Origin of the sequence: Bacillus sp. COPE52, from assembly GCF_003355115.1 — a bacterium.
Classification (GTDB): domain Bacteria; phylum Bacillota; class Bacilli; order Bacillales; family Bacillaceae_G; genus Bacillus_A; species Bacillus_A toyonensis.
The window spans coordinates 1,576,632-1,598,086 of record NZ_CP031292.1 but is presented as its reverse complement, the minus strand read 5'-3'; the positions used below and the strand labels follow the sequence as shown (position 1 = coordinate 1,598,086).

Below are 21,455 nucleotides of genomic sequence, written 5' to 3'. Positions count from 1 at the left end.
CAATTACAATGGGTTCAGAAGTAAATGATTTTGAAGAAGTGAAATTCCGTGTAGAAACAGCACAAAAAATGGTAGGTTCTGCAACAATTTCAATGGATCCAGACACACTGGAGCATGCCACTACTGCAGTAGAAGCAGCTCGCTCTCAACTTGAGATTATGAAATCTGTTGCAACAGATTTAGATGAGCCATTTTTAATGAATGAGGAAAAGAAATTAAGTAAGTGCGAGCATCAATTACATGAAGCGAAGCACTAAAAAAACATCCAGAGAGTTTTCTCTGGATGTTTTTTATGACAACTGTTCTCCATATTTTTTCAACGTTTCTCCAACTGTACATTGCCTAATACAAAATGAATGGGCATAATATTTACTATTCGTTTTCCGATTATGTTCTCGCAAAAAACATCCTTCACAATACGTTTCTAATAAGTCATTTACCTCTGTAATGAGTTGCTTTTTATCCACCTTTGCACCTCTCTATTCGGTTATTTCTTTATGACTATCAATGACTGTCCCTTCTAATGCTTGCGTTGCTAATTGATGTGCTTCTTTATTTTGTTTTCTAGATATTGGCTCACATACAAGCTTTAATTTCATTTGCTTCGCTTTTCGTTCAATTTGATCTAAGTAATGATTTAAATGCTCATCATAGCAAGGCCATTCTCCAGCCAATTGCTGCAGTACAACTTGAGAGTCTCCACGAAGCGTAACTGCTTCATACTTAATCCCTAATTCTTCGAGTATATTTATACCGTATAATAATGATGCATATTCGGCTTCATTATTATCATATATACCTTCTATATATGCGTTGCGGCGAATTCGGTAGTTTGTATTTCCTTTTTTATAATACACACATATACCTACTCCAGCTTCTTTCGTCTGAAGATCATACCCACCATCAAAATAAACATGTATTTCTTGAATCTCTTCCTCCACTTGTTTACTCAGCTTCTTCATTTCTTTTAATGACCATTCTGCATCCATTTCATCGTAAAATAAAAGTTCTTTCGCTCTTCCTGTTTTCTCAAAATCCTCCGCAAATTGAAGTACTTCCTCTATGTTCATATAATCTGTCGTTAATTCCGTCTGCAATCCGCGTTTTGTTTTATATAACCAATGAATTTTATATTTCATGCTAAATTCCCCTTATATAAGAATTCTTATTTATATTTTATTATATTTTATCAAGAGTCACAGTATTATATTCAATATAATCACATACAAAAAGAGCTATCCCTATAGGAATAGCTTTTTCATCTATTACATAAATCTTTCAAATTGTACTCGCTTATTAATCCAGTACATTACAGGCATACCAATCGCCATTACTACGAATTCACCTGCTGCACATGTTAACCAAGTCCACATAAATGGTAAATCAAATGCAAGATGAAGTTCAATTGCAATCATAAACATTGTAATCGTAAAGATAACTGTATTAAAAATCATACGAGCCCAAACACCTTTAATGAATCGCATAGAAATAATCGTTGCAACTAATGCAAGAATAGATTGCCCTACTCCAAATACTAAATCATAAGCGACCATAGGTGAGAAAAAGAGATTCGTTAAAAATACACCTAATACAATTCCGTAACTTGCTTTCTTATTAAATACAACGAGATGATTAAACATCTCTGAAATACGAAACTGTACACCTGTAAAGCCAAATGGCTGAATAAGCATAGAAACAGCAATATATAATGCCGCTATAATACCATTACCGACTATTGTTCTTATATTCATGACAAAATCTCCTTAGTTTTTTTACGTGGGATGGTTTCGAACCACGTTATTCGTTTTTTAAGCAACAAGATTATATTTTACGCATTAGACACTCTTTCGTCAATAGATTCCTATCATCAACTACCTTTTTTCTTTTAGACAACGTATAATGAAACATATGAAAGATTTAGGAGGTTTCACTTCATGACAGCAACAATACAAAATGAAAAAGTGATCGTTTCCATTTCTGACAAAGGTGCAGAATTGCAAAGCGTTCGCTTAAAAGAAGATAACACAGAATATTTATGGCAAGGTGATTCTACTTATTGGGGACGTCGCGCACCAATTTTATTCCCAATTGTCGGCCGATTAGTAGATAATACATACTACGTAGATGGTAAACCATATTCTTTAACTCAACACGGTTTCGCTCGCGATCTTACGTTCTCTGTAAAAGAACAAAGTGAAACAAAAATCACTTATATCGTTACTAGTAATGAAGAAACATTAAAAAAATATCCTTACGAATTTGAACTACTCATTTCTTATGAGGTAGAAGAACAAAATATACATGTTACATATGAAGTAAACAATCCTGCTTCAAAAGAGATGTTCTTCTCAATCGGAGCGCACCCTGGATTCAACTTCCCTCTATTAGACGGCGAATCATTTACAGATTATCATCTATCATTTAACGGTTCTGAACGCTTAGAAACAAGTGTATTAGAAGGACCTTATCTTTCAAGTAAAAAACAATTAATCGCTGAAAATACGAATGAATTGCCACTTACATACGATTTATTCAAAAATGATGCACTTATTTTTGAAAATATGAATACGAATGAAATTTCTATTCGTTCTCATAAACATAATAAATTTGTAAAAGTAGAATTTGCAGGATTTCCATTTGTCGGCGTATGGACACCAGGAGATAACGCACCTTTCTTATGTATTGAACCTTGGTATGGAATCGCTGATGAAATAAATCCAGCAAAAGATTTAAAGGAAAAAAAAGGAATTCAATCTTTACAAGCGAATGAAACATTTACATGTCGTTATAGCATCACAATCGGATAAAGTGAAGGCTAATAATCAGTGGGGGATATTCATCCCCACTGATTATTAGCCTTCACCAATCGGGCATTTACGGGCAGTTGATCACCCACCTAACTGCATTGTTTCAGCCGAGTTTTGAGGTGGGTGTCTTACTGCCCGTTAACGCGGGATAAGTACTCTATCCCCTACTTCAAAGAAACATTTAAGTAGGGGATAATCTTATAATTTGGAGGTTTCTCATTTTGATTGAAGTGTATATTGATGGTGCATCAAAAGGAAATCCTGGTCCTTCTGGTGCGGGAGTATTTATTAAAGGCATACAGCCACCTGTACAATTATCATTACCACTTGGAACAATGTCCAATCATGAAGCGGAATACCATGCTTTACTTGCAGCATTAAAGTATTGCACGGAGCATAATTATAACATTGTCTCTTTTCGTACAGATTCGCAACTTGTCGAGCGAGCTGTTGAAAAAGAATACGCAAAAAATAAAATGTTTGCACCACTATTAGAGGAAGCACTACAGTACATAAAAAGTTTCGATCTCTTTTTTATTAAGTGGATTCCAAGTAGTCAAAATAAAGTCGCTGATGAATTAGCTAGAAAAGCTATCTTACAAAATTAACGGGGGTATGAGTGTGAAAAAAGAGTGGATTGCTCCTCTCGCTTTATTATTTGTCTCTTTTATTTGGGGAGCTACGTTTGTTGTCGTTCAAAATGCTATGTCTTTCGTTGGTCCATTTACTTTTAATGGCCTTCGCTTTTTATTCGCCGGAATTATTTTATTATCCGTTCAAATGATTTTCTCACAAAAAACTTCGAAACAAGATATAAAGCAGAGTAGTTTTGCCGGATTAATTGTTGGATTCTTTTTATGCGTTGGCTATTTATTACAAACATTCGGCTTACTCTATACAACTTCTTCAAAAGCAGGTTTCTTAACAGGACTAAGCATTGTTATGGTTCCAATCTTATCTTTTATCTTTTTAAAACAAAAGGCTACCATTTTCGTCGTACTTGGTATCACTGTGGCAACAGCCGGTTTATATTTATTAACAGCTGCTGATTCTTTTCAATTCAATATAGGAGATATACTTGTTCTCGGTTGCGCAATCGCATTCGCTGCCCATATTCTCATTAACGGTTTCTATTCTAAGAAAATATCACCTTTATTACTAAGCACATCCCAAGTATTAACTGTTGGTATATTTTCTTCTATTTGCGCTTTTTTATTTGAAGATTGGGAAAATTCATTTTCAATATCGCTATGGACGAATCATTCCTTTTTATTCGCCCTATTTCTAACTTCCTTATTTGCGACATCCATTGCTTTTTTCATTCAAACATCGGCTCAGAAACATACTTCTCCAACGAGAGTAGCAATTATTTTCGCAATGGAGCCCGTTTTTGCTGCATTAACAGGTGTTCTCGTTGCTAACGAAAAACTTTCTATGTCTGCTATTTTCGGATGTCTATGTATTTTTCTAGGCATGATTTTTGTTGAACTACCTTCCAAAACAAAAAAAGAAGCGCAGGCCGCGTGAAGTTACGCTTGTAACTTCCGCATAAAAGCCTTAGCGCTTTTTTTATCTGTAATTTCTTCTTCTTTCAATCGTTCTAATAACGCAACAAAATAACTGCCATCAAACTGTAATTGATGTTTAATTGTCGCTTCTATTGCTGCGTTCACAATTCCATCAGATGCACCAGTATATCCTTGCCCGAACATAATAAACCCTTGTGCTTCCTCTGATAATTTAAATCCTTTCGTATGTAAGAATGAAAGATAATCTTCTACTGTTTGCATGATATTCCCACCTACTCAAAAATTCTCCACTTCCTATCATACATGTTTTTACACACTATGAGAATGAAATTTCTTTGACAACTTTGTAAATCAATCGTTTACTTCGCTTGCAATAGAGGATTTCCTAACAATCTGAAGGAATATGTACAGTGGAACTTATTTCATATTAAAGGGGAGACACGATGAAACAAGCACTATTAATTATCGATGCTCAACAAGAATTAATTGAAGGAAATGAGCAAGAAAATGAAGTTTTTCGTAAAACTGAGTTATTAGCTACACTAAATACAGCTGTACAGAAAGCAATTGATTCAAATGCCCTTATTGTTTTCGTAAGAGATATCGATGTTGCTTCTGGTAGCGGCGTGGGATTTGAAGTACATAATCAAATTCAAGTACCTCAGTCTGCAATCCTTATTAATAAAGCAGCAACGAATTCATTCTATGGCACTTCTTTACTTGAACTTTTAAAAGAAGAAAAAATTAATCATATTGTGATAGGTGGATGTAAAACTGAACATTGTATTGACACAGCTGTTAGGACAGCAACTGTACAAGGATTTGACGTTACATTAATTAAAAACGGTCATTCCACAACTGATTCTAACGTATTGTCTGCAGAGCAAATTATTGGTCATCACAATAAAATTTTACACGGTCATTATAACGTTGATCATTTTTCTATGGTGAGAGATATCGAGGAAGACCTCTTCCAACCAACTCACGACCAATATCGTGATTAATAAACAAAGAATCCTTCATTCAGAAGGATTCTTTGTTACCCAAAAATTTGTGCTGCAATACTATATAGTTCTCCATTTCTTTTCAAAAATTGATCACTATTTTTCATCATAATTGGTGGTGTATTCACCTTTTTAAAACCAGTAACCTCTAATTCTTTCACAAAATCTTTCTTTCCTTCTGGTACATCTATTCTTAATTTCCCATTATGCCCTTTTGCTAAATAATGAACAATATTTATTGCCATCTCATCATTTTTAGCAACTACCGGTCCTAATATTTTATTTTCCGGCGTTTGTATACTCAAACCATATCCTATTATATTTTGTTCCTTATCCTTCACAACAGTGCACTGTTCACTTTGCATCATTCTTTTCTTTAAAAACTCTTTTCTATTTGTTCCAAACGCATATTCATCTATTTTTATTATTTCTTCTAAATCACCTTCTTCATAATCCATCATATATTCTTCATTTCTTGCACATTTATGATTCGGATTGTACGAGTTACATATGTATTTAGAAACATAGCTTGCCACCCTAAATCCTAGCTTTTCGTATAAATACTTCCCCTCATCCGTTGCAATAAGCATAATTGGTGTTCGAGCTGATACGCTATTCATGCATGAATGCGTTATCGCCTTTCCAATTCCTCTTCCCTTATAATCTGGATGTACAATTACCATTCCGATAGATGCCAACGCCTCCCCATATAATATTATTGCTGCGCTAGCAATAAGTTCCTTTCTCTCATTCCATACGCCGTATACAATACCTGAGTTGAAAATTGTTTCAACTTCTTCTCTGCTATAATCCCAACCAATATAAGAAGATAACGCAACAATATCGTCTATTTTTTCTTTTCTAATACGCTCCACTCTCATTTCCAATTCAATCATTCTCCATCTCCTTATCTAGACATTTAAATCATTATTACTAAATCAACTTGTACATGTTTCCCTTTATTTGTCACACACATATCCTATTTTGACCAAGACTATATTGTAAATGAGGTGACAACATGCCCATTACGAATCGATTTTCTACCACCACTAACGGCGCACTCGCTATTACAGGAAACACTTTAGGCTTAAGTAAAATTAGTAACCAAAACCGTGCTGGTACAATCGGGGCAATTGGTGCATTCGCAACTACGAATACTGCTTTACAAGTAACTACTTTTCCTGCTGGTACAACATTAAACTATACACAAAATAGTTCTACCGCTATTTTAAATATCCCTGCTGGCAGTACGATTCTTTACGCAGAACTCGTTTGGGGTGGAAACTATTTATCTCGTGATCAAAACATTACGAGTGTATTAGGAAATCCAGTTTCTTTCACAACACCTGTGTCAACATACTCCATTACCCCTTCAGCTGTTACAGCTTCAAATCAAACTTTCGTTTCTGGATCTGTCACATTTGGATTTTATACACGATCAGCAGATGTAACGTCACTCGTTCAAGCCGCTGGATCTGGATCTTATACAACAGGTTCTGTCCCTGGACTTGTAGATCCTATAGATGCTTCTAATGGAACAATCAATTCGGCTGGATGGACGCTTATCGTCGCTTATCAAAATGGGACATTACCTGCAAGAAACTTAACCATTTACGTAGCTGGTAACCGGGTTTCTGCAGAAACTGGTAGTGCCGATGTTTCTGTTTCAGGATTTTTAACACCTTCAGGAGGACCTGTAAGCGGGAGGTTATTTTTAAGCTCTACCGAAGGAGATGCTGATTTAACCGGGGATCAAGCTTTATTCGGACCAAATTTCAGTTCATTAAATGCTTTATCTGGACCAAACAATGCAATAAATAATTTCTTCGGCTCTCAAATTAATAATGCCGCAGGGAACTTAGATACAACGGGGACATTTGGAACGCGAAATCAAAGCGCTTCTACAAGTACAAATATCTCCGCAGGAAGGCAAGGTTGGGATATTACTTCCATCGATATTTCCTCTTATTTAACAAACTCACAAGTTTCCGCCGCAATCCGTTTAACTACTAACGGAGATGCATATATGTTAAATACAGTCGGTTTACAAATTAATATAAATTCACCTAACATACAAGCAACGAAAACTGTGAATAAAAGTGTTGCTGCCATTGGAGATATTCTCACTTATACCGTTACTATCCCTAACACCGGACTTCTTCCCGCCAATAACGTTATTTTTATAGATAGTCTCCCTAATGGTACTTCCTTTATACCTGGCACTGTAACGGTAGATAACGTACCACAAACAAATGCAAATCCTGCCGCTGGTATATCTCTTGGAACAATTAACAATAGTGCCTCTCGTACAGTAACTTTCCAAGCGACTGTCGTTTCTCTTCCAAATCAAAACCCGATTTCTAACACTGCGAATATTACATTTCAATATACACCAATTGCCGGGGGAACGACTTTTAACGGTCTTGCAACAAGTAACTCTGCAGGAACACAAATTAACCTCGCAGATATTAATGGCACAAAATCAGTTAACAAACTTTTTACCGATATTGGTGAAACATTAACTTACAGTATTGCCTTAGCTAATGTAGGAAATATCGCTGCAACGAACGTTATATATACGGATCCGATTCCTAACGGGACTACTTTCATTCCAGGGAGCGTAACTGTTAACGGGGTTACTCAAGCGGGAGCAAATCCGGCTAATGGTATATCAATTGGATCGATTGCTGCAAATTCCACTACTACTATTTCATTTCAAGTATTCGTTCCTTCTATCCCTCAAACAAATCCAATATTAAATAGTGGTACAACAACATATCAATACATTCCTGTACCAAATCAACCGGCAGTAAGTGGGACTGATACGACCAATATCGTATCTACTCAAGTGAATAACGCTACTGTAACTATGGCAAAAGCAGTGGATAAAAATTTTGCAGATATTGGTGATACACTGACTTACACTGTTTCCTTTACAGGTACAGGTAATACGAATGCGAACAATGTTATTTTTACAGATGTCATTCCTATAGGAACAACTTTTGTCCTAAACAGTTTAACAATAGATGGCACGACACAAGTGGGAACAAATCCGGCTAACGGTGTGAACATAGGATCCATCCCAACTGGCACAACAAAAAATGTTTCATTTCAAGTAGTAGTAAGTGCAATACCCGCATCAAATGTCGTACCTAACGGATCAAGCGCTTCTTATCAGTACACCGTCAACCCTAGCCAATCACCCGTTACAAAAAATATTTCCTCTAATCTTGTTTCCACTCAAATTAACAATGCGAATGTAACATTAACAAAATCAACAAACAAACAATTTGCTACAATTGGCGAAACGATAAGTTATACAATCCTTATTACAAACAGTGGAAATACGGCGGCTAATAACGTTCAACTAACAGATCCACTTCCAAATGGAACGATTTTAACATTAGGTTCTGTAACGCTCAATGGCGTTTTACAAAATGTAGATTCTCTCGTTGCTTTACCTATCGGCACAATTCCTGGCGGTGCTACTTTCACCTTATCCTTCCAAGTAACAGTCATTAACATTACTGCACAAAACCCTATCATTAATAATGCTTTCGCCTCTTATATTTACACTGTAAATCCAAGCCTACCACCAACTTCAAAAACAGCAAATTCTAATTCTGTTACATCAACAATTAGACTAGCAAACCTTCATGCTAATAAATCTGTAAGTCAAACGTTTGCGGAAGTTGGAGATGTATTAACTTATACCTTTTCTCTTACAAACGATGGAAATGTTGCCGCGAATAATGTATTACTATCCGATTCAATTGCGAATGGTACTGCCTTTGTACCGAACAGTGTTATAGTTAACGGTGTTTCTCAACCGGGCGCAACACCAGCTAGCATCAATATTGGTAGCATCAATGCTAATGCTACAATTACAGCTTCATTCCAAGTATTAATAACTAGCATTCCAAACCCAAATCCTATTTCAAATAGTGCCTCCATTTCCTATAACTTTATCGTTGATCCAAACGCTTCACCTGTAAGTAAAAATACAACTTCAACTACTACATTTACTCAAGTAAACGATGCAAATGTCATTTCTGCAAAAACAGTAGATCGAGAGTTTGCTACCGTAGGGGATATATTAACTTATACCGTTATTTTGACAAATGCAGGAAGTGTTTCTGCTGATAGTCCAACTTTCGTAGATACAAATCCAGATGGCACTACCTTTATTCCAAACACTTTCCTTATTAACGGTGTACTCCAAAATAACGCAGATCCAAATATAGGCGTTCCGTTACCTGGCATTCCTGCTAACGGCTCACTTACCGTCTCTTATCAAGTAACTGTCACCTCTTTACCAACACAAAATCCAACAGTAAATTCATCTAGTACACAATATAGCTTTATTCTAAATCCGGGCGATCCACCAACTATAGAAACATCTTTAAGCAATACTGTAAGTACACAAATTAATGTAGCAAATGTAATTATTTTCAAAGATGTAGACTTAACTATCGCAGATGTTGGGCAACCAATCACATATACAATTGCCTTAGCTAACCCTGGAAATACTCCAGCAAATAATGTAGTTGTTACCGATATACTTCCTACTGGTACGACTCTCGTACCAAATAGTATTTTTATAGGTGGTGCTTTACAGTTAGGTGCGGATCCAAGCGTTGGTCTTCAAGTTGGTACTATTCCAGCAGGTGGTATTACAACAATTGTCTTCCAAATTAGTGCAAATAGTTTACCTTTACCAAATCCAGTTCAAAACAGCGCTGCACTTCAATATAGCTTTATCGCCGATCCAAATTTACCTGCTGTTGTGAGAAACGCTACTAGTAATATAGTAACTACACAAATTAATACTGCTAATATTGTTGCTACGAAGCTAACAAGCACAAATTTCGCTGATGTTGGTGATGTCATATTATATGCAACTATTTTAACGAATAACGGAAATATCCCTGCTTCTAATGTAACATTTACAGATATCATTCCAGCGGGTACCCTCTTCATCCCTAATACTGTGACGATTAACAATGTCCCTATAGCCAATGCAAATCCTGCTAACGGCATTTTTATCGGTACGATAGGTGCGAATGCATCACGTATCGTTTCATTTCAGATTTTCGTACCAAGTATCCCTGCTGTAAATCCGATTACAAATCAATCAGGCACTACATTCCAATATACGTACGATCCATCCAAACCAGCTGTAATGCAGATGGTTGCTTCTAACACGGTACAGACAACTATTAATAACGCCTCAATTGCCGCTACTAAATCTGCAGATAAACAATTTGCTAACGTAAATGATATTATTACGTACACGACTACTTTAACGAATAGCGGGAACACACTTGCATCAAATATCGTATTTACAGATGCCATTCCAAGTGGGACGTCATTTATTCCAAATAGTGTAACAGTAAATGGTACGACACTCCCTAATGTAAGTCCAGCAAGCGGAATTGCAATTGATCCAATAAACCCGAATACAAATACAATCATCTCGTTCCAAGTGCAAGTAAATACCATCCCGAATCCGAATCCAATCCCGAATCAAAGTAATACAGCGTACCAATATGTCGTAAATCCTAGCTTACCTCCAGCATCCGCCAATGCGGTAAGTAACGTAATAACAACTCAAATTAATAACGCTACTATTGTCGCTACTAAGTCTGTGAATACACCAACAGCTGCAATTGGTGATATCGTTACCTATACGATTGCAGTAACAAATACAGGTAATACCCCTGCTAGTGCGACTGTTTTAACGGATGGGCTTGGCGCAGGAGCTTCATTTATCCAAAACTCCGTAACTATCAATAATGTTCCACAACCAGGATTAGATCCATCACTTGGTATTCACTTGGCAGATATTTCGCCAGGAGATACTGTATTCATTACTTTTCAAGCACAAATTTTAGCGATACCACCTAGTGGCACATTAACAAATAATGCTCTTGTAAATTATGAATATACCGTGAATCCAAACCAATCTCCTGCTGTTGGTAGCACAATTACAAATACGACGGTTACCCCAATTATTGATGCTACTCTATCTATAAACAAAACTGTCAATTCAACATTTGCTACTATTGGAGATACACTTACTTTCACTTCAACCATTACTAATTCCGGTAATACTACCGCAAACAATGTTATTTTTACAGATTTAATTCCAAATGGAACAACTTTTATTCCAAATAGTTTTACGATAAATGGAACAACCATTCCTAATGCAAACCCACAAAATGGCATCAATATTGGTAACATGAATTCAAATGCATCTGTTACACTCAGTTTTCAAGTAAACATTACAACACTTCCAAACCCTAATCCAATCCCGAATAAATCATCGCTTCAATATAGCTTTATTGTAGATATAAATGAACCGCCAGTTTCACGAACAGTTAAATCTAATAAAACTTTTACACAAGTAAATACTGCTTCTGTTATCGCAACAAAAACTGCAAGCAGTGCTTTTGCTGCTGTTGGAGATACAATTACGTATACAACTACCCTTACCAATAGCGGAAATACTACCGCAAACACACCTGTTTTTATCGATATATTACCACCCGAACTTTCATTCGTTCCTGATAGCGTACAAATTAATACCATCCCACAACTTGGATTTAGACCAGATAGCGGGATTTCTTTAGACTCAATTCCAGTTGGAGGAACGACAACAATTAGCTTTCAAGCTATCGTTGGCTCAATTCCAGCTACTAACCCAACGTTGAACCAATCTAGCACAACATACTCAATCATTGTTGATCCTACCCAGCCGCCGGTGACAGAAACAGCTACAAGTAATCCAACTTTAGTTCAAATTAACGAAGCGATTATTCAAGCAAAGAAAAGTGTAGATCGACTATTTTCTGACGTAGCACCTGGAAATTCATTTTTAACGTATACTGTTTTATTAGAAAATATAGGAAACACAACTGCTACGAATATCATTTTTACAGATCCGATTCCAAATAACGCAGTATTTATAGAAGATAGCGTTCGAGTAGGCGGAGTTTTATTACCTGGGGTAAATCCAGCGAATGGGATACCGATTGGGGATATTATTGCAGGAGATTTTATAAACGTTACCTTCCGTGTGCAAGTAGTTAGCATTCCAAATCCAATTTTCACAATTGGACCAGGCGGACCAAACTCACCGGTTGTAAACGGCGCTTCCATTAATTATCAATTTATGACAGGACCTAATTTACCACTTGTTTCACGAAGTACGACATCTAATTCTGTTTCGACACAAATAAATTCCGGGGAAATTGCGCTTGTTAAATCTGTAGATAAAACTTTCGCAACGATCGGAGATACAATCTCTTATACAATTACATTAAGTAACCCTGGAAATGTCACTTCACAAAATATTATCTTCACGGATATTTTGCCTGATGGAACGACATTTATATCTGGCACTCTTACAAATGACTCTGGTACACAGCAAATTGGAAATCCAGGTAACGGGATTCAGATTGGAAATATAAATCCAAGTGGAACGGCCATTATTGCTCTCAACGTACTTGTTACAAACATTCCAAGTATAAATCCAATTTTTAATTTTAGTTCTGTACAATTTGCACATGTAGTCGATCCTAGCCAACCTGCCGTAACACAAACGAATATATCTAATGCTGTTTCGACAACAATTAATAGTGCGATATTAACAACCAAAAAAAGTGCTGATAAATCTATCATTTCTGTTGGAGATACGATTACGTATACAACTACTATTACAAATACAGGAAATACGGTAGCAACGAATATAACGTTCACGAGCGCAATTCCAGCTAACACTACCTTTATACCAAACTCAGTCACAATAAATGGGGTTCAGCAATCTGGTGTGCAACCAGCACTTGGAGTAAATATAACCAATATCGCTCCTGATGAAACCGTAACCGTTACTTTCCAAGTAACTGTTCTTTCTGTTCCCCCTTCCAGTTCAATTATGGGTAATGATACCATTTTATATTCTTATACTGTTGATCCAAACGGAATTCCTGTTACCACTTCTACTTCAACGAATATTGCTACAAACCCTGTACTAGATGCTATGATAACGATGGTGAAATCTGTAGATCAAACACTTGTAACACTAGGTGATACCATCACCTATACGACATTTTTTACAAATACCGGTAATACAAGTGCTACTAATATCACTTTCACTGATCTTATACCAAATGGTACAACGTTTATTACTGATAGCGTTACAATAGGTGGTATCACACAAATCGGGCTCAATCCTAATACCGGCATAACGATTGGATCAATTGCCCCTAACAGTTCAATATCTATAGCATTTCAAGTGACCGCTACTTCTACCCCTGTTCAAAATCCTATTGCCAATTCCGCTACTGCTTCTTACACATTTATAGTTGATCCAAATGCACCAATTGTTTCAAGAAATGTTACTTCAAACACAACATTTACCACAATTAATACAGCTACCATTCTTTCATCTAAACAAGTTGATAAAGCATTTAGCCACATCGGAGATACACTCACTTATACTGTCGCTTTAACAAACAATGGAAATTCATCTGCACAAAATGTTATTTTCACAGATACTATGCCGAGCGGAACTACATTTATTGCAAACACATTTTCCATTAATGGAGTTCCGCAAAGTGGTGCGAATCCAACAAACGGTGTAAATATTGGGCCTATAACTGCGGGAGCTACAGTAAATGTTTCCTTCCAAGTAAACGTGACCTCATTACCAACCGCAAACCCAATTGTAAATTTCTCATCAACATCTTATCAATTAGTCTCACCACCTGATGCAGAAATTTCAATTAGTAATCCTGTTTCAACACAAATTAAGGAAGCCATATTATCTATGACGAAGAATGAAAGTGTATCCTTTGCAGATATCGGGCAAACTACTTTTTACACTACTTCTATTTCGAATATAGGAAATACGGATGCAACGAATATAGTATTCACAGATGTATTACCAAGTGGACTCACATTTGTTCCTAACACATTAACTGTCGATGGCGTTTTACAACCTAACGCGAATCCAAATACAGGTGTATTACTTGCAACACTTCCACCAAATGAAATATATAGTATCGTCTTTCAAGTTAAAGTAAATAGTATTCCCCTTAGTAACCCAGCACCAAATACAGCATCAACGACGTATGAGTTTACTGTTGATCCTGTTAATCCTCCCGCTTCAAGTACAGCTAATTCTAACACTACGCTTCTTCAAATAAACAATGCAAATATTATAAGTACAAAAACGGCAGATCTTACCTTTGCGGATGTTGGTAATACAATAACATTTACACTTAACCTTCCTAATACTGGGAATGCGGCTGCAACTTATGTTACCGTTATCGATATACTTGATAGCAATTTAAGTTTCGTTCCAAATAGTTTCACAGTTAATGGGCAAACCATTCCAAACGCCGATTTATCAACTGGTGTAAATATTGGTTCCATTAATGGTGGTAATACGGCAATCGTTACATTCCAAGCAACTGTTATTACACTTCCAACACTTAATCCCATTTCTAACTCTGCTTCTACCACATATCATTATGTCGTTGATCCTAGCCAGCCACCTATTACAATTTCCAATCAATCTAATACAACGACAACACAAATTAATAGCGCTATCCTTACTGCGCAAAAAAATTCCAATGTATCTACGGTAGATATCGGGCAGGATATTACCTACACCGTTACAATTAAAAATAGCGGAGATGTTAGTGCAACGGATGTTATTTTTACCGATCTTATTCCAGACGGAACTTCCTTTGAACCGAATAGTTTTACACTTAATGGAACTAGCATCCCAAATGCGGATATCGTTACAGGCGTTCCAATTGGTGATATCGCGCCAAACGAATCTGCCATTGTAGCATTTCATATTAATGCCAATGAAATTCCACCTATAAATCCAATTACCAATCAAGCTAGCGTTAGCTTTCAACATATCGTTAATCCAGCCAATCCTCCAGTTTCAAAAAACATTACTTCTAACAATGTTACAACAAAAATTGAAAGTGCTATTTTAAACACTATGAAAATAGGAGATAAAGCATTTGCAACGATCGGTGATACAATTACGTATACAACGACTATTACGAACACAGGCAATATTCCAGCTAACAACGTTGTTTTCTCAGACCCTTTACCGACATGGACACAATTTGTTGCAGAATCCGTTGTTGTCGATGGCACTCCATTTTCATCCGCTTCCATTATTGACGGTGTTGGTATAAATACAATCAATCCAAATCAAACTGTAACAATCATATTCCAAGTGCAAATCGTAAGCAATCCAACAACGTTCACACCCGAACTCCAAAACTTAGGATTTGTTAACTTCCAATATAACGTAGGCAATGCATTACAGGCTCAGCCTGGCAACGTGGAAACGAACGTCTTCGTTACTTCTATTAATTCAGCAATACTTTCAGCTGTAAAAACTGCTAGTACAGCCTTTGCGAATATTGGAGACACGATCACTTATACAGTTTTAATTCAAAATAGCGGCAATACGAACGCTACGAATGTAAATTTCTCAGACCTACTTCCAGCAGGAACGACCTTTGTTGAAAATAGTTTTGCTGTAAATGGAAGTACCATTCCAGGTGCAAATCCAAATAACGGAGTTAACATCGGAACCGTTAGTACGAACAGTTCCTTAACCGTTACTTTCCAAGTCATAGTTACATCTACTCCACCTTCAAATCCAATTACAAACGTTGCATCTATTCAATTCGCATTCATTGTTGATCCGGCCTCTCCTCCTGTTACAGGCACAGTAACTTCTAATAGTGCTTCTACACAAATTAATAACGCTACTGTTACAACGATTTTAGAAGCAAATCGAACAATCGTATCTATTGGAGATATAATTACGTACACTGCAACATTAACAAACACTGGAAACTTTCCTGCAAATTCTGTATTACTCATTAATGGAATTCCTGAAGGGGCATTATTTGTTCCAAATAGTGTTACGCTTAACGGGATTTCACTTCCAGATGCAAGTCCAACTCTCGGCATTCCAGTTGGTATTATCGCACCAGGTGATTCTGCTACTATTACGTTCCAATTTCTTGCAAGTTCTATTCCACCGCAAGGGGCAATAATAAATCAAGCACTTACAAATTACACGTATATTGTCGATCCGAGTCAACCTCCAGTTACAGCAACATCCTCATCTAATACGGTGACTACAGCTGTCGTTGATGCATCATTATCCGCAATTAAAAATACAGATTCTCTCGTACAATCTACTAACGGTACAATCACTTACACAGTAGTTGTTCAAAATAACGGAAATACAACTGCAAATACAGTTACTTTAACAGATTTAGTCCCAGAAGGTACTGCATTTATTCCGAATAGCGTGACCATTAATAACATCTCAGTTCCAGGTGCCGATCCAAACGTAGGAATACCATTAAACTCCATCGCGTCGTCAGAAATTGTCACCGTCACATTCCAAGTTATCGTTCAATCTATTCCAAGCGTGAATCCAATTTCTAATATAGCCCGTATTGACTATACTTTTATCGCCGATCCAACTGCTCCTATCATCTCTCGAACAATTACTTCGAATCCAGCTTTCACACAAATTTCAGATGCGAATGTTCTTTCTTTAAAAGCAGTCAATGCACAACAAGCAACAACTGGCGACATTTTAACCTACACGATAACACTAGAAAATACCGGAAATATTCCAGCTACGAATCTCATATTTTCAGATACTATTCCAGAAGGTACCACATTCGTAGAAAATAGTTTTACACTTAACGGAACAGCTATACTTGGTGCCAATCCAAATGTAGGTGTTACTTTGCCTACCCTAGCAGCAAACGCTACTCACCTTATTGCGTTCCAAATTCTTATTAACGATCCATTCTCGCAAGAATCGATTACAAATCAATCTAATACAACATATACAATTCAACCAGACCCAGGGCAACCACCTATTACTGAAACATCTACAAGTAATATTGTCATTACAAATTTCGTGCAAGCACAATTGACAATTACAAAAACGTCCAATCCAATAACTGTAGATATCGGTGGAACTATCCTTTATATTTCTGAAGTGAAAAACATCGGTAATGTTGATGCAATAAATATTATTTTCACAGATTCTATTCCAGCCGGGACTACATTCGTTCCCGATAGTGTCACAATTAACGGTGTCCTGCAGCCAGGTGTAAATCCTGAAAACGGAATACCGATTGGAACAATTCCAGCAAACAGTTCCAAAACGATACTATTTCAAGTGCAAACAAATAATCCACCTACTGAAACCGAAATTGCAAATCAATCTTCAGCAACTTACCAATATGTAAGTATTCCTACAGCCCCACCAGTAAATCGCTCTGCAAATTCTAACATTGTTACAACATCACTTCAAAATGCAAATATTATTTCTGTTAAAAGCGCGGATGTAAATTTCATATCAATCGGGCAAATTATTACCTACACAAATACACTACAAAATATAGGAACCGTTCCGGCTAACAATACCGTGTTCATTGATAACATTCCAGAAGGTACTATATTCATTGAAGATAGCTTAGCAATAAATAATGTAACTCAGCCTGGCGCTAATCCTGAAAACGGAGTAGCTCTAGGCACGATACAACCAAATGAAACAGTCACTATTTCATTCCAAGTACAACTTACAAATATATCAGAGGGCAATACAGTCATTAATATTTCAGACACTTCGTACGAATACCAAATTGACCCTAGTTCTCCAATTATTCAGCGTAGATCGTTATCAAATGCAGTAAATACTGAAGTACGGACAGCAAATGTTAGTGCCATTAAATCCGCCAATAGATCCATTACACGTATCGGTCAAATCATCACATATACAGTCGCAGTTACAAACGCTGGTACAATACCTATTATAAATACGCTTCTACTTGACGCAATTGCTGCTGGCACCACATTCGTTCCAAATAGCATCCTTGTAGATGGCGTACCAAGACCTAACGAAAATCCAATTACCGGTATCAATCTTGATATAATTCTTCCAAATAATACGATTATTGTTACGTTCCAAGTAAGCGTAGTCTCTATACCACCACAAAATAACATTAATAATATCGCCGTCATTCACTATGAGTATCAACTAGACCCAAGCTTACCACCAATTTCAGAAACGACCTCTTCCAATACTACAAATATACAATTTATTGATGTTATTCTTATCGCTACAAAATCCGCTAATACAGTATTAGCTAATATTGATGAAACCATTGCATATACAGTACTCATTCAAAATAACGGATCCACTACAACTAACTCCATCTTTTTTACAGATACGATAGAAGATGGAACAGTCTTTATTCCGGGAAGTGTAATAGTTAACAACACTGTATTTCCTGCAGCAGATCCAAATATCGGTTTTTCTATTCCTAATATTGCGTCAAGTCAATCGACAACAATAACATTCCAAGTTTCCGTTACGAATTTACCTGCTGTAAATCCAACACCTAATACTGCAAACATCGTCTACGACTTTATTTTCAATCCTGACTTTGCACCAATTCAAAAATCTACTACTTCCAATACTACTTTCGTTCAAATTAATGATGCTGATATCGTTTCACTAAAAACTGTTGATTTGACTTCTGTAACGATTGGTGACATTTTAACTTATACAACAACTTTAACGAATACAGGGAATACGGATGCTACTGCTGTTGTATTTACAGACAATATCCCTGATGGAACAACCTTTATAGACGGTAGCGTTTTAGTAAATAACATTCCGCAGCTTAATGCCAATCCAAGTAACGGTATACTTGTAGGCACGATTGCTCCTAACGTTACGATCACAGTCACATTTTCCGTTACTGTGGTAGCTCTTCCAGCTAGTGGCCATGTTCAAAATCAAGCAACTTCTCGTTATACAATAAATGGTGAAGAACAAATATCAAGTAGTAATATTACCTTCACTGAAGTTATTTCTGCAAATGTAATTGCAACAAAAACAACACCTATCCAATATGCTGACCTACAAACTATCATCCCTTATACAATTTCCATCACCAATAATGGGAATATACAAGTGGAAAACATTATTGTTACAGATATCATCCCAGCAAATACGAGCTTTATAGAGAATAGTGTTATTGTGAATGGCAACGCTCGTCCAAATGATAATCCACTTAACGGTATACAAATTGATAACATTCCGCCTAATACGACAGCAACTGTTCTATTCCAAGTACGGATTACTTCGATTCCGCAAACAAATCCAATCTCTAACACGAGTACAATTCAATATGAATACACGGTACCAGATCGACCACCTATTACCGAAACTATTATTTCATCAGCTGCCGCAACAGAAATTAATCACGCGAATTTGAATAGTAATAAAGCTGTTGACCTTGCATTTGCAACGGTTGGTGATACGTTAACGTATACGATTACCCTAAATCAAACCGGTAATGTTGCAACAAATGATGTAATCATTCAAGATATTATTCCTCAAGGTACTACGTTTATAGAAAATAGCGTCATTGTAAACGGAGAAACGCTTCTAGGAGTAAATCCAGTAAGCGGCATACCAATTGGTACTATAATTGTTGGTGGAGATGCTATCGCTTCATTCCAAGTTTCTGTGACTTCTATCCCAACACCAAATGAACTCAACAACGAAGCAATTACTACTTTTAACTATATAGTCAACCCAAATAACTTACCTGTTACAAATACGACTACAACAAATACTGTCACAACAACTGTCCAAAATGATAATGTTATTGCTATAAAATCTGCTGATGTCACGAATGCCTTACCTGGTCAAACTTTAACGTATACTATTACGATTACTAATAGTGGAAATGTAACGATTGAAGATCTTCTTGCCATAGATACCGTACCAATAGATACAGCCTTCGTTACTAGCAGTGTTACGATTAACGGAATTAATCAACCTAATGCGAATCCCGAAAACGGTATTATGTTAGGAAACCTTGCTCCTAATGAATCTGCTATTATCACATTCCAAGTAACAATATCTTCTTCAACTACCCAATCTGTAATCAATAATGATGCTTCTGTTTCCTATACTGTTACCATTGATCCGAATGAACCACCTATTACAATTACAAAGCAAACAAACACCGTGACAATCACGATCGTTGATCCAATGGTGAGCATCGAGAAAAACGCTGACAAATCTACTGTCGTTATAGGAGATATTATTACATTCACATTAGAAATATTTAATCATTCACCAATTCCTACAGTAAGTACTTCCGTTTCAGATACGATTCCAGCTGGTACAACATTTATAGAAAACAGCGTAACAATTAACGGTACTCCGGTTCCAAATGTTCGTCCAGACACTGGTATAAATATCGGTTCTTTGTCTGCAGATGCAGTAGCAACTATAACATTCCAAGTTCTCGTAACTTCTATTCCTTCAAACAGTACGATTATCAATTTTGCAACCGTTACAGCCGCTTTTCAATTAACACCACAGGATCCGATTATTACTTTCATTGTTAATTCGAATATTGTTCGTATACCTGTTCAATTTATTACTGCGACAGTCACGAAAAACGCTTCCGTCAGCTCAGCTTATTTAAATCAATATTTTGATTACACGGTGCGTATTACGAATACTTCCGAGATTTCACTTTCAAATATCTCGTTACAAGACACCATTCCAGCAGGTTTACAATTTATAAACGGCACTGTCTTCATTAATGGGGAACGCTCGCCATTAGCGAACCCGAATATCGGTTTCCTAGTCGCTACTAATTTGGAACCGAACGAAACAATTATCGTGTTATTCACAGTACAAGTGATAAGTCCACCTATTCATAATGAATTTAAAAACACAGCAAACGTTTCTTTACAACTTCAAATCTCGCCTACCGATCCACCAATTACAGTAACCGTTACAAGTAACGAAAACATCGTCACCTTTATTCCAGAAAATCCAGATGAAACACTACCAAATTTTAATTGTTTCTTTGACGGTGAACGTTTCATACGCATTACTCCTCGAAATATACGAAATTACTTTTGGACTTGGATTTGGTGGCGTTAATCAAAAAGAAAAAGCTTGTAGTTCGGATAATATCCAACCTACAAGCTTTTTTCATAAACAAAAT

General features: G+C 36.5%; 11 protein-coding genes and 1 riboswitch. Of the genes, 6 read left to right on the top strand and 5 right to left on the bottom strand.

All coding sequences use genetic code 11. The features are described 5' to 3' along the window. The first annotated feature begins 8 nt into the window (after positions 1 to 8). Positions 9 to 257 carry a DUF2564 family protein gene (locus DPQ31_RS08080; protein WP_000534393.1) on the top strand — a complete coding sequence of 83 codons (249 nt, stop codon included), beginning with the start codon at positions 9 to 11 and terminating at the stop codon, positions 255 to 257. Between the two features lie 33 nt (positions 258 to 290). On the opposite strand, the gene DPQ31_RS08075 is transcribed toward DPQ31_RS08080, so the two are convergent. From DPQ31_RS08075 to DPQ31_RS08065, 3 genes are all read right to left on the bottom strand, one after another. Next, positions 291 to 467 carry a zinc-finger domain-containing protein gene (locus DPQ31_RS08075; protein ID WP_000358801.1) on the bottom strand — a complete coding sequence of 59 codons (177 nt, stop codon included), beginning with the start codon at positions 465 to 467 and terminating at the stop codon, positions 291 to 293. 12 nt (positions 468 to 479) lie between these two features. Further along, positions 480 to 1,139, bottom strand: coding sequence for a ribonuclease H family protein (locus tag DPQ31_RS08070; protein WP_000875537.1), 660 nt, complete (start codon positions 1,137 to 1,139; stop codon positions 480 to 482). A gap of 126 nt (positions 1,140 to 1,265) precedes the next feature. Then, positions 1,266 to 1,751: a QueT transporter family protein gene (locus DPQ31_RS08065; protein ID WP_001026463.1), complete on the bottom strand. Its 486-nt coding sequence runs from the start codon at positions 1,749 to 1,751 to the stop codon at positions 1,266 to 1,268. A gap of 6 nt (positions 1,752 to 1,757) precedes the next feature. Then, positions 1,758 to 1,802: riboswitch (PreQ1 riboswitch) on the bottom strand. 132 nt (positions 1,803 to 1,934) lie between these two features. On the opposite strand from DPQ31_RS08065, the gene DPQ31_RS08060 reads away from it, so the two are divergent. The 3 genes from DPQ31_RS08060 to DPQ31_RS08050 all read left to right on the top strand — a co-directional run bounded on the left by DPQ31_RS08060 (position 1,935) and on the right by DPQ31_RS08050 (position 4,334). Further along, positions 1,935 to 2,807 (top strand): aldose 1-epimerase family protein, encoded by an 873-nt coding sequence (locus DPQ31_RS08060; RefSeq protein ID WP_173780953.1) that lies wholly within the window; start codon positions 1,935 to 1,937, stop codon positions 2,805 to 2,807. Between the two features lie 221 nt (positions 2,808 to 3,028). Then, positions 3,029 to 3,415, top strand: coding sequence for a reverse transcriptase-like protein (locus tag DPQ31_RS08055; protein WP_000573867.1), 387 nt, complete (start codon positions 3,029 to 3,031; stop codon positions 3,413 to 3,415). A 13-nt stretch (positions 3,416 to 3,428) separates the two neighbouring features. After that, positions 3,429 to 4,334, top strand: coding sequence for a DMT family transporter (locus tag DPQ31_RS08050; RefSeq protein ID WP_208731752.1), 906 nt, complete (start codon positions 3,429 to 3,431; stop codon positions 4,332 to 4,334). A gap of 2 nt (positions 4,335 to 4,336) precedes the next feature. Here DPQ31_RS08050 and DPQ31_RS08045 read toward each other — a convergent pair whose 3' ends face one another. Further along, entirely contained in the window at positions 4,337 to 4,597 is a 261-nt protein-coding gene (locus tag DPQ31_RS08045) for a DUF6123 family protein (protein ID WP_001195212.1), read from the bottom strand. Between the two features lie 182 nt (positions 4,598 to 4,779). Here DPQ31_RS08045 and DPQ31_RS08040 point away from each other — a divergent pair, with 182 nt between their 5' ends. After that, complete coding sequence (locus tag DPQ31_RS08040) at positions 4,780 to 5,340, top strand: cysteine hydrolase family protein (protein ID WP_208731751.1); 561 nt, start codon at positions 4,780 to 4,782, stop codon at positions 5,338 to 5,340. 35 nt (positions 5,341 to 5,375) lie between these two features. Here DPQ31_RS08040 and DPQ31_RS08035 read toward each other — a convergent pair whose 3' ends face one another. Further along, complete coding sequence (locus DPQ31_RS08035) at positions 5,376 to 6,236, bottom strand: GNAT family N-acetyltransferase (protein WP_208731750.1); 861 nt, start codon at positions 6,234 to 6,236, stop codon at positions 5,376 to 5,378. A gap of 122 nt (positions 6,237 to 6,358) precedes the next feature. On the opposite strand from DPQ31_RS08035, the gene DPQ31_RS08030 reads away from it, so the two are divergent. Next, positions 6,359 to 21,391 (top strand): DUF11 domain-containing protein, encoded by a 15,033-nt coding sequence (locus tag DPQ31_RS08030; protein ID WP_208731749.1) that lies wholly within the window; start codon positions 6,359 to 6,361, stop codon positions 21,389 to 21,391. Positions 21,392 to 21,455 lie beyond the last annotated feature (64 nt).

Coding starts and splice junctions, on each gene's coding strand:
- DPQ31_RS08045 (WP_001195212.1), bottom strand. CDS start 4,597: ATGCAAACAGTAGAAGATTATCTTTCATTCTTACATACGAAAGGATTT.
- DPQ31_RS08070 (WP_000875537.1), bottom strand. CDS start 1,139: ATGAAATATAAAATTCATTGGTTATATAAAACAAAACGCGGATTGCAG.
- DPQ31_RS08030 (WP_208731749.1), top strand. CDS start 6,359: ATGCCCATTACGAATCGATTTTCTACCACCACTAACGGCGCACTCGCT.
- DPQ31_RS08060 (WP_173780953.1), top strand. CDS start 1,935: ATGACAGCAACAATACAAAATGAAAAAGTGATCGTTTCCATTTCTGAC.
- DPQ31_RS08065 (WP_001026463.1), bottom strand. CDS start 1,751: ATGAATATAAGAACAATAGTCGGTAATGGTATTATAGCGGCATTATAT.
- DPQ31_RS08040 (WP_208731751.1), top strand. CDS start 4,780: ATGAAACAAGCACTATTAATTATCGATGCTCAACAAGAATTAATTGAA.
- DPQ31_RS08080 (WP_000534393.1), top strand. CDS start 9: ATGGGTTCAGAAGTAAATGATTTTGAAGAAGTGAAATTCCGTGTAGAA.
- DPQ31_RS08035 (WP_208731750.1), bottom strand. CDS start 6,236: ATGATTGAATTGGAAATGAGAGTGGAGCGTATTAGAAAAGAAAAAATA.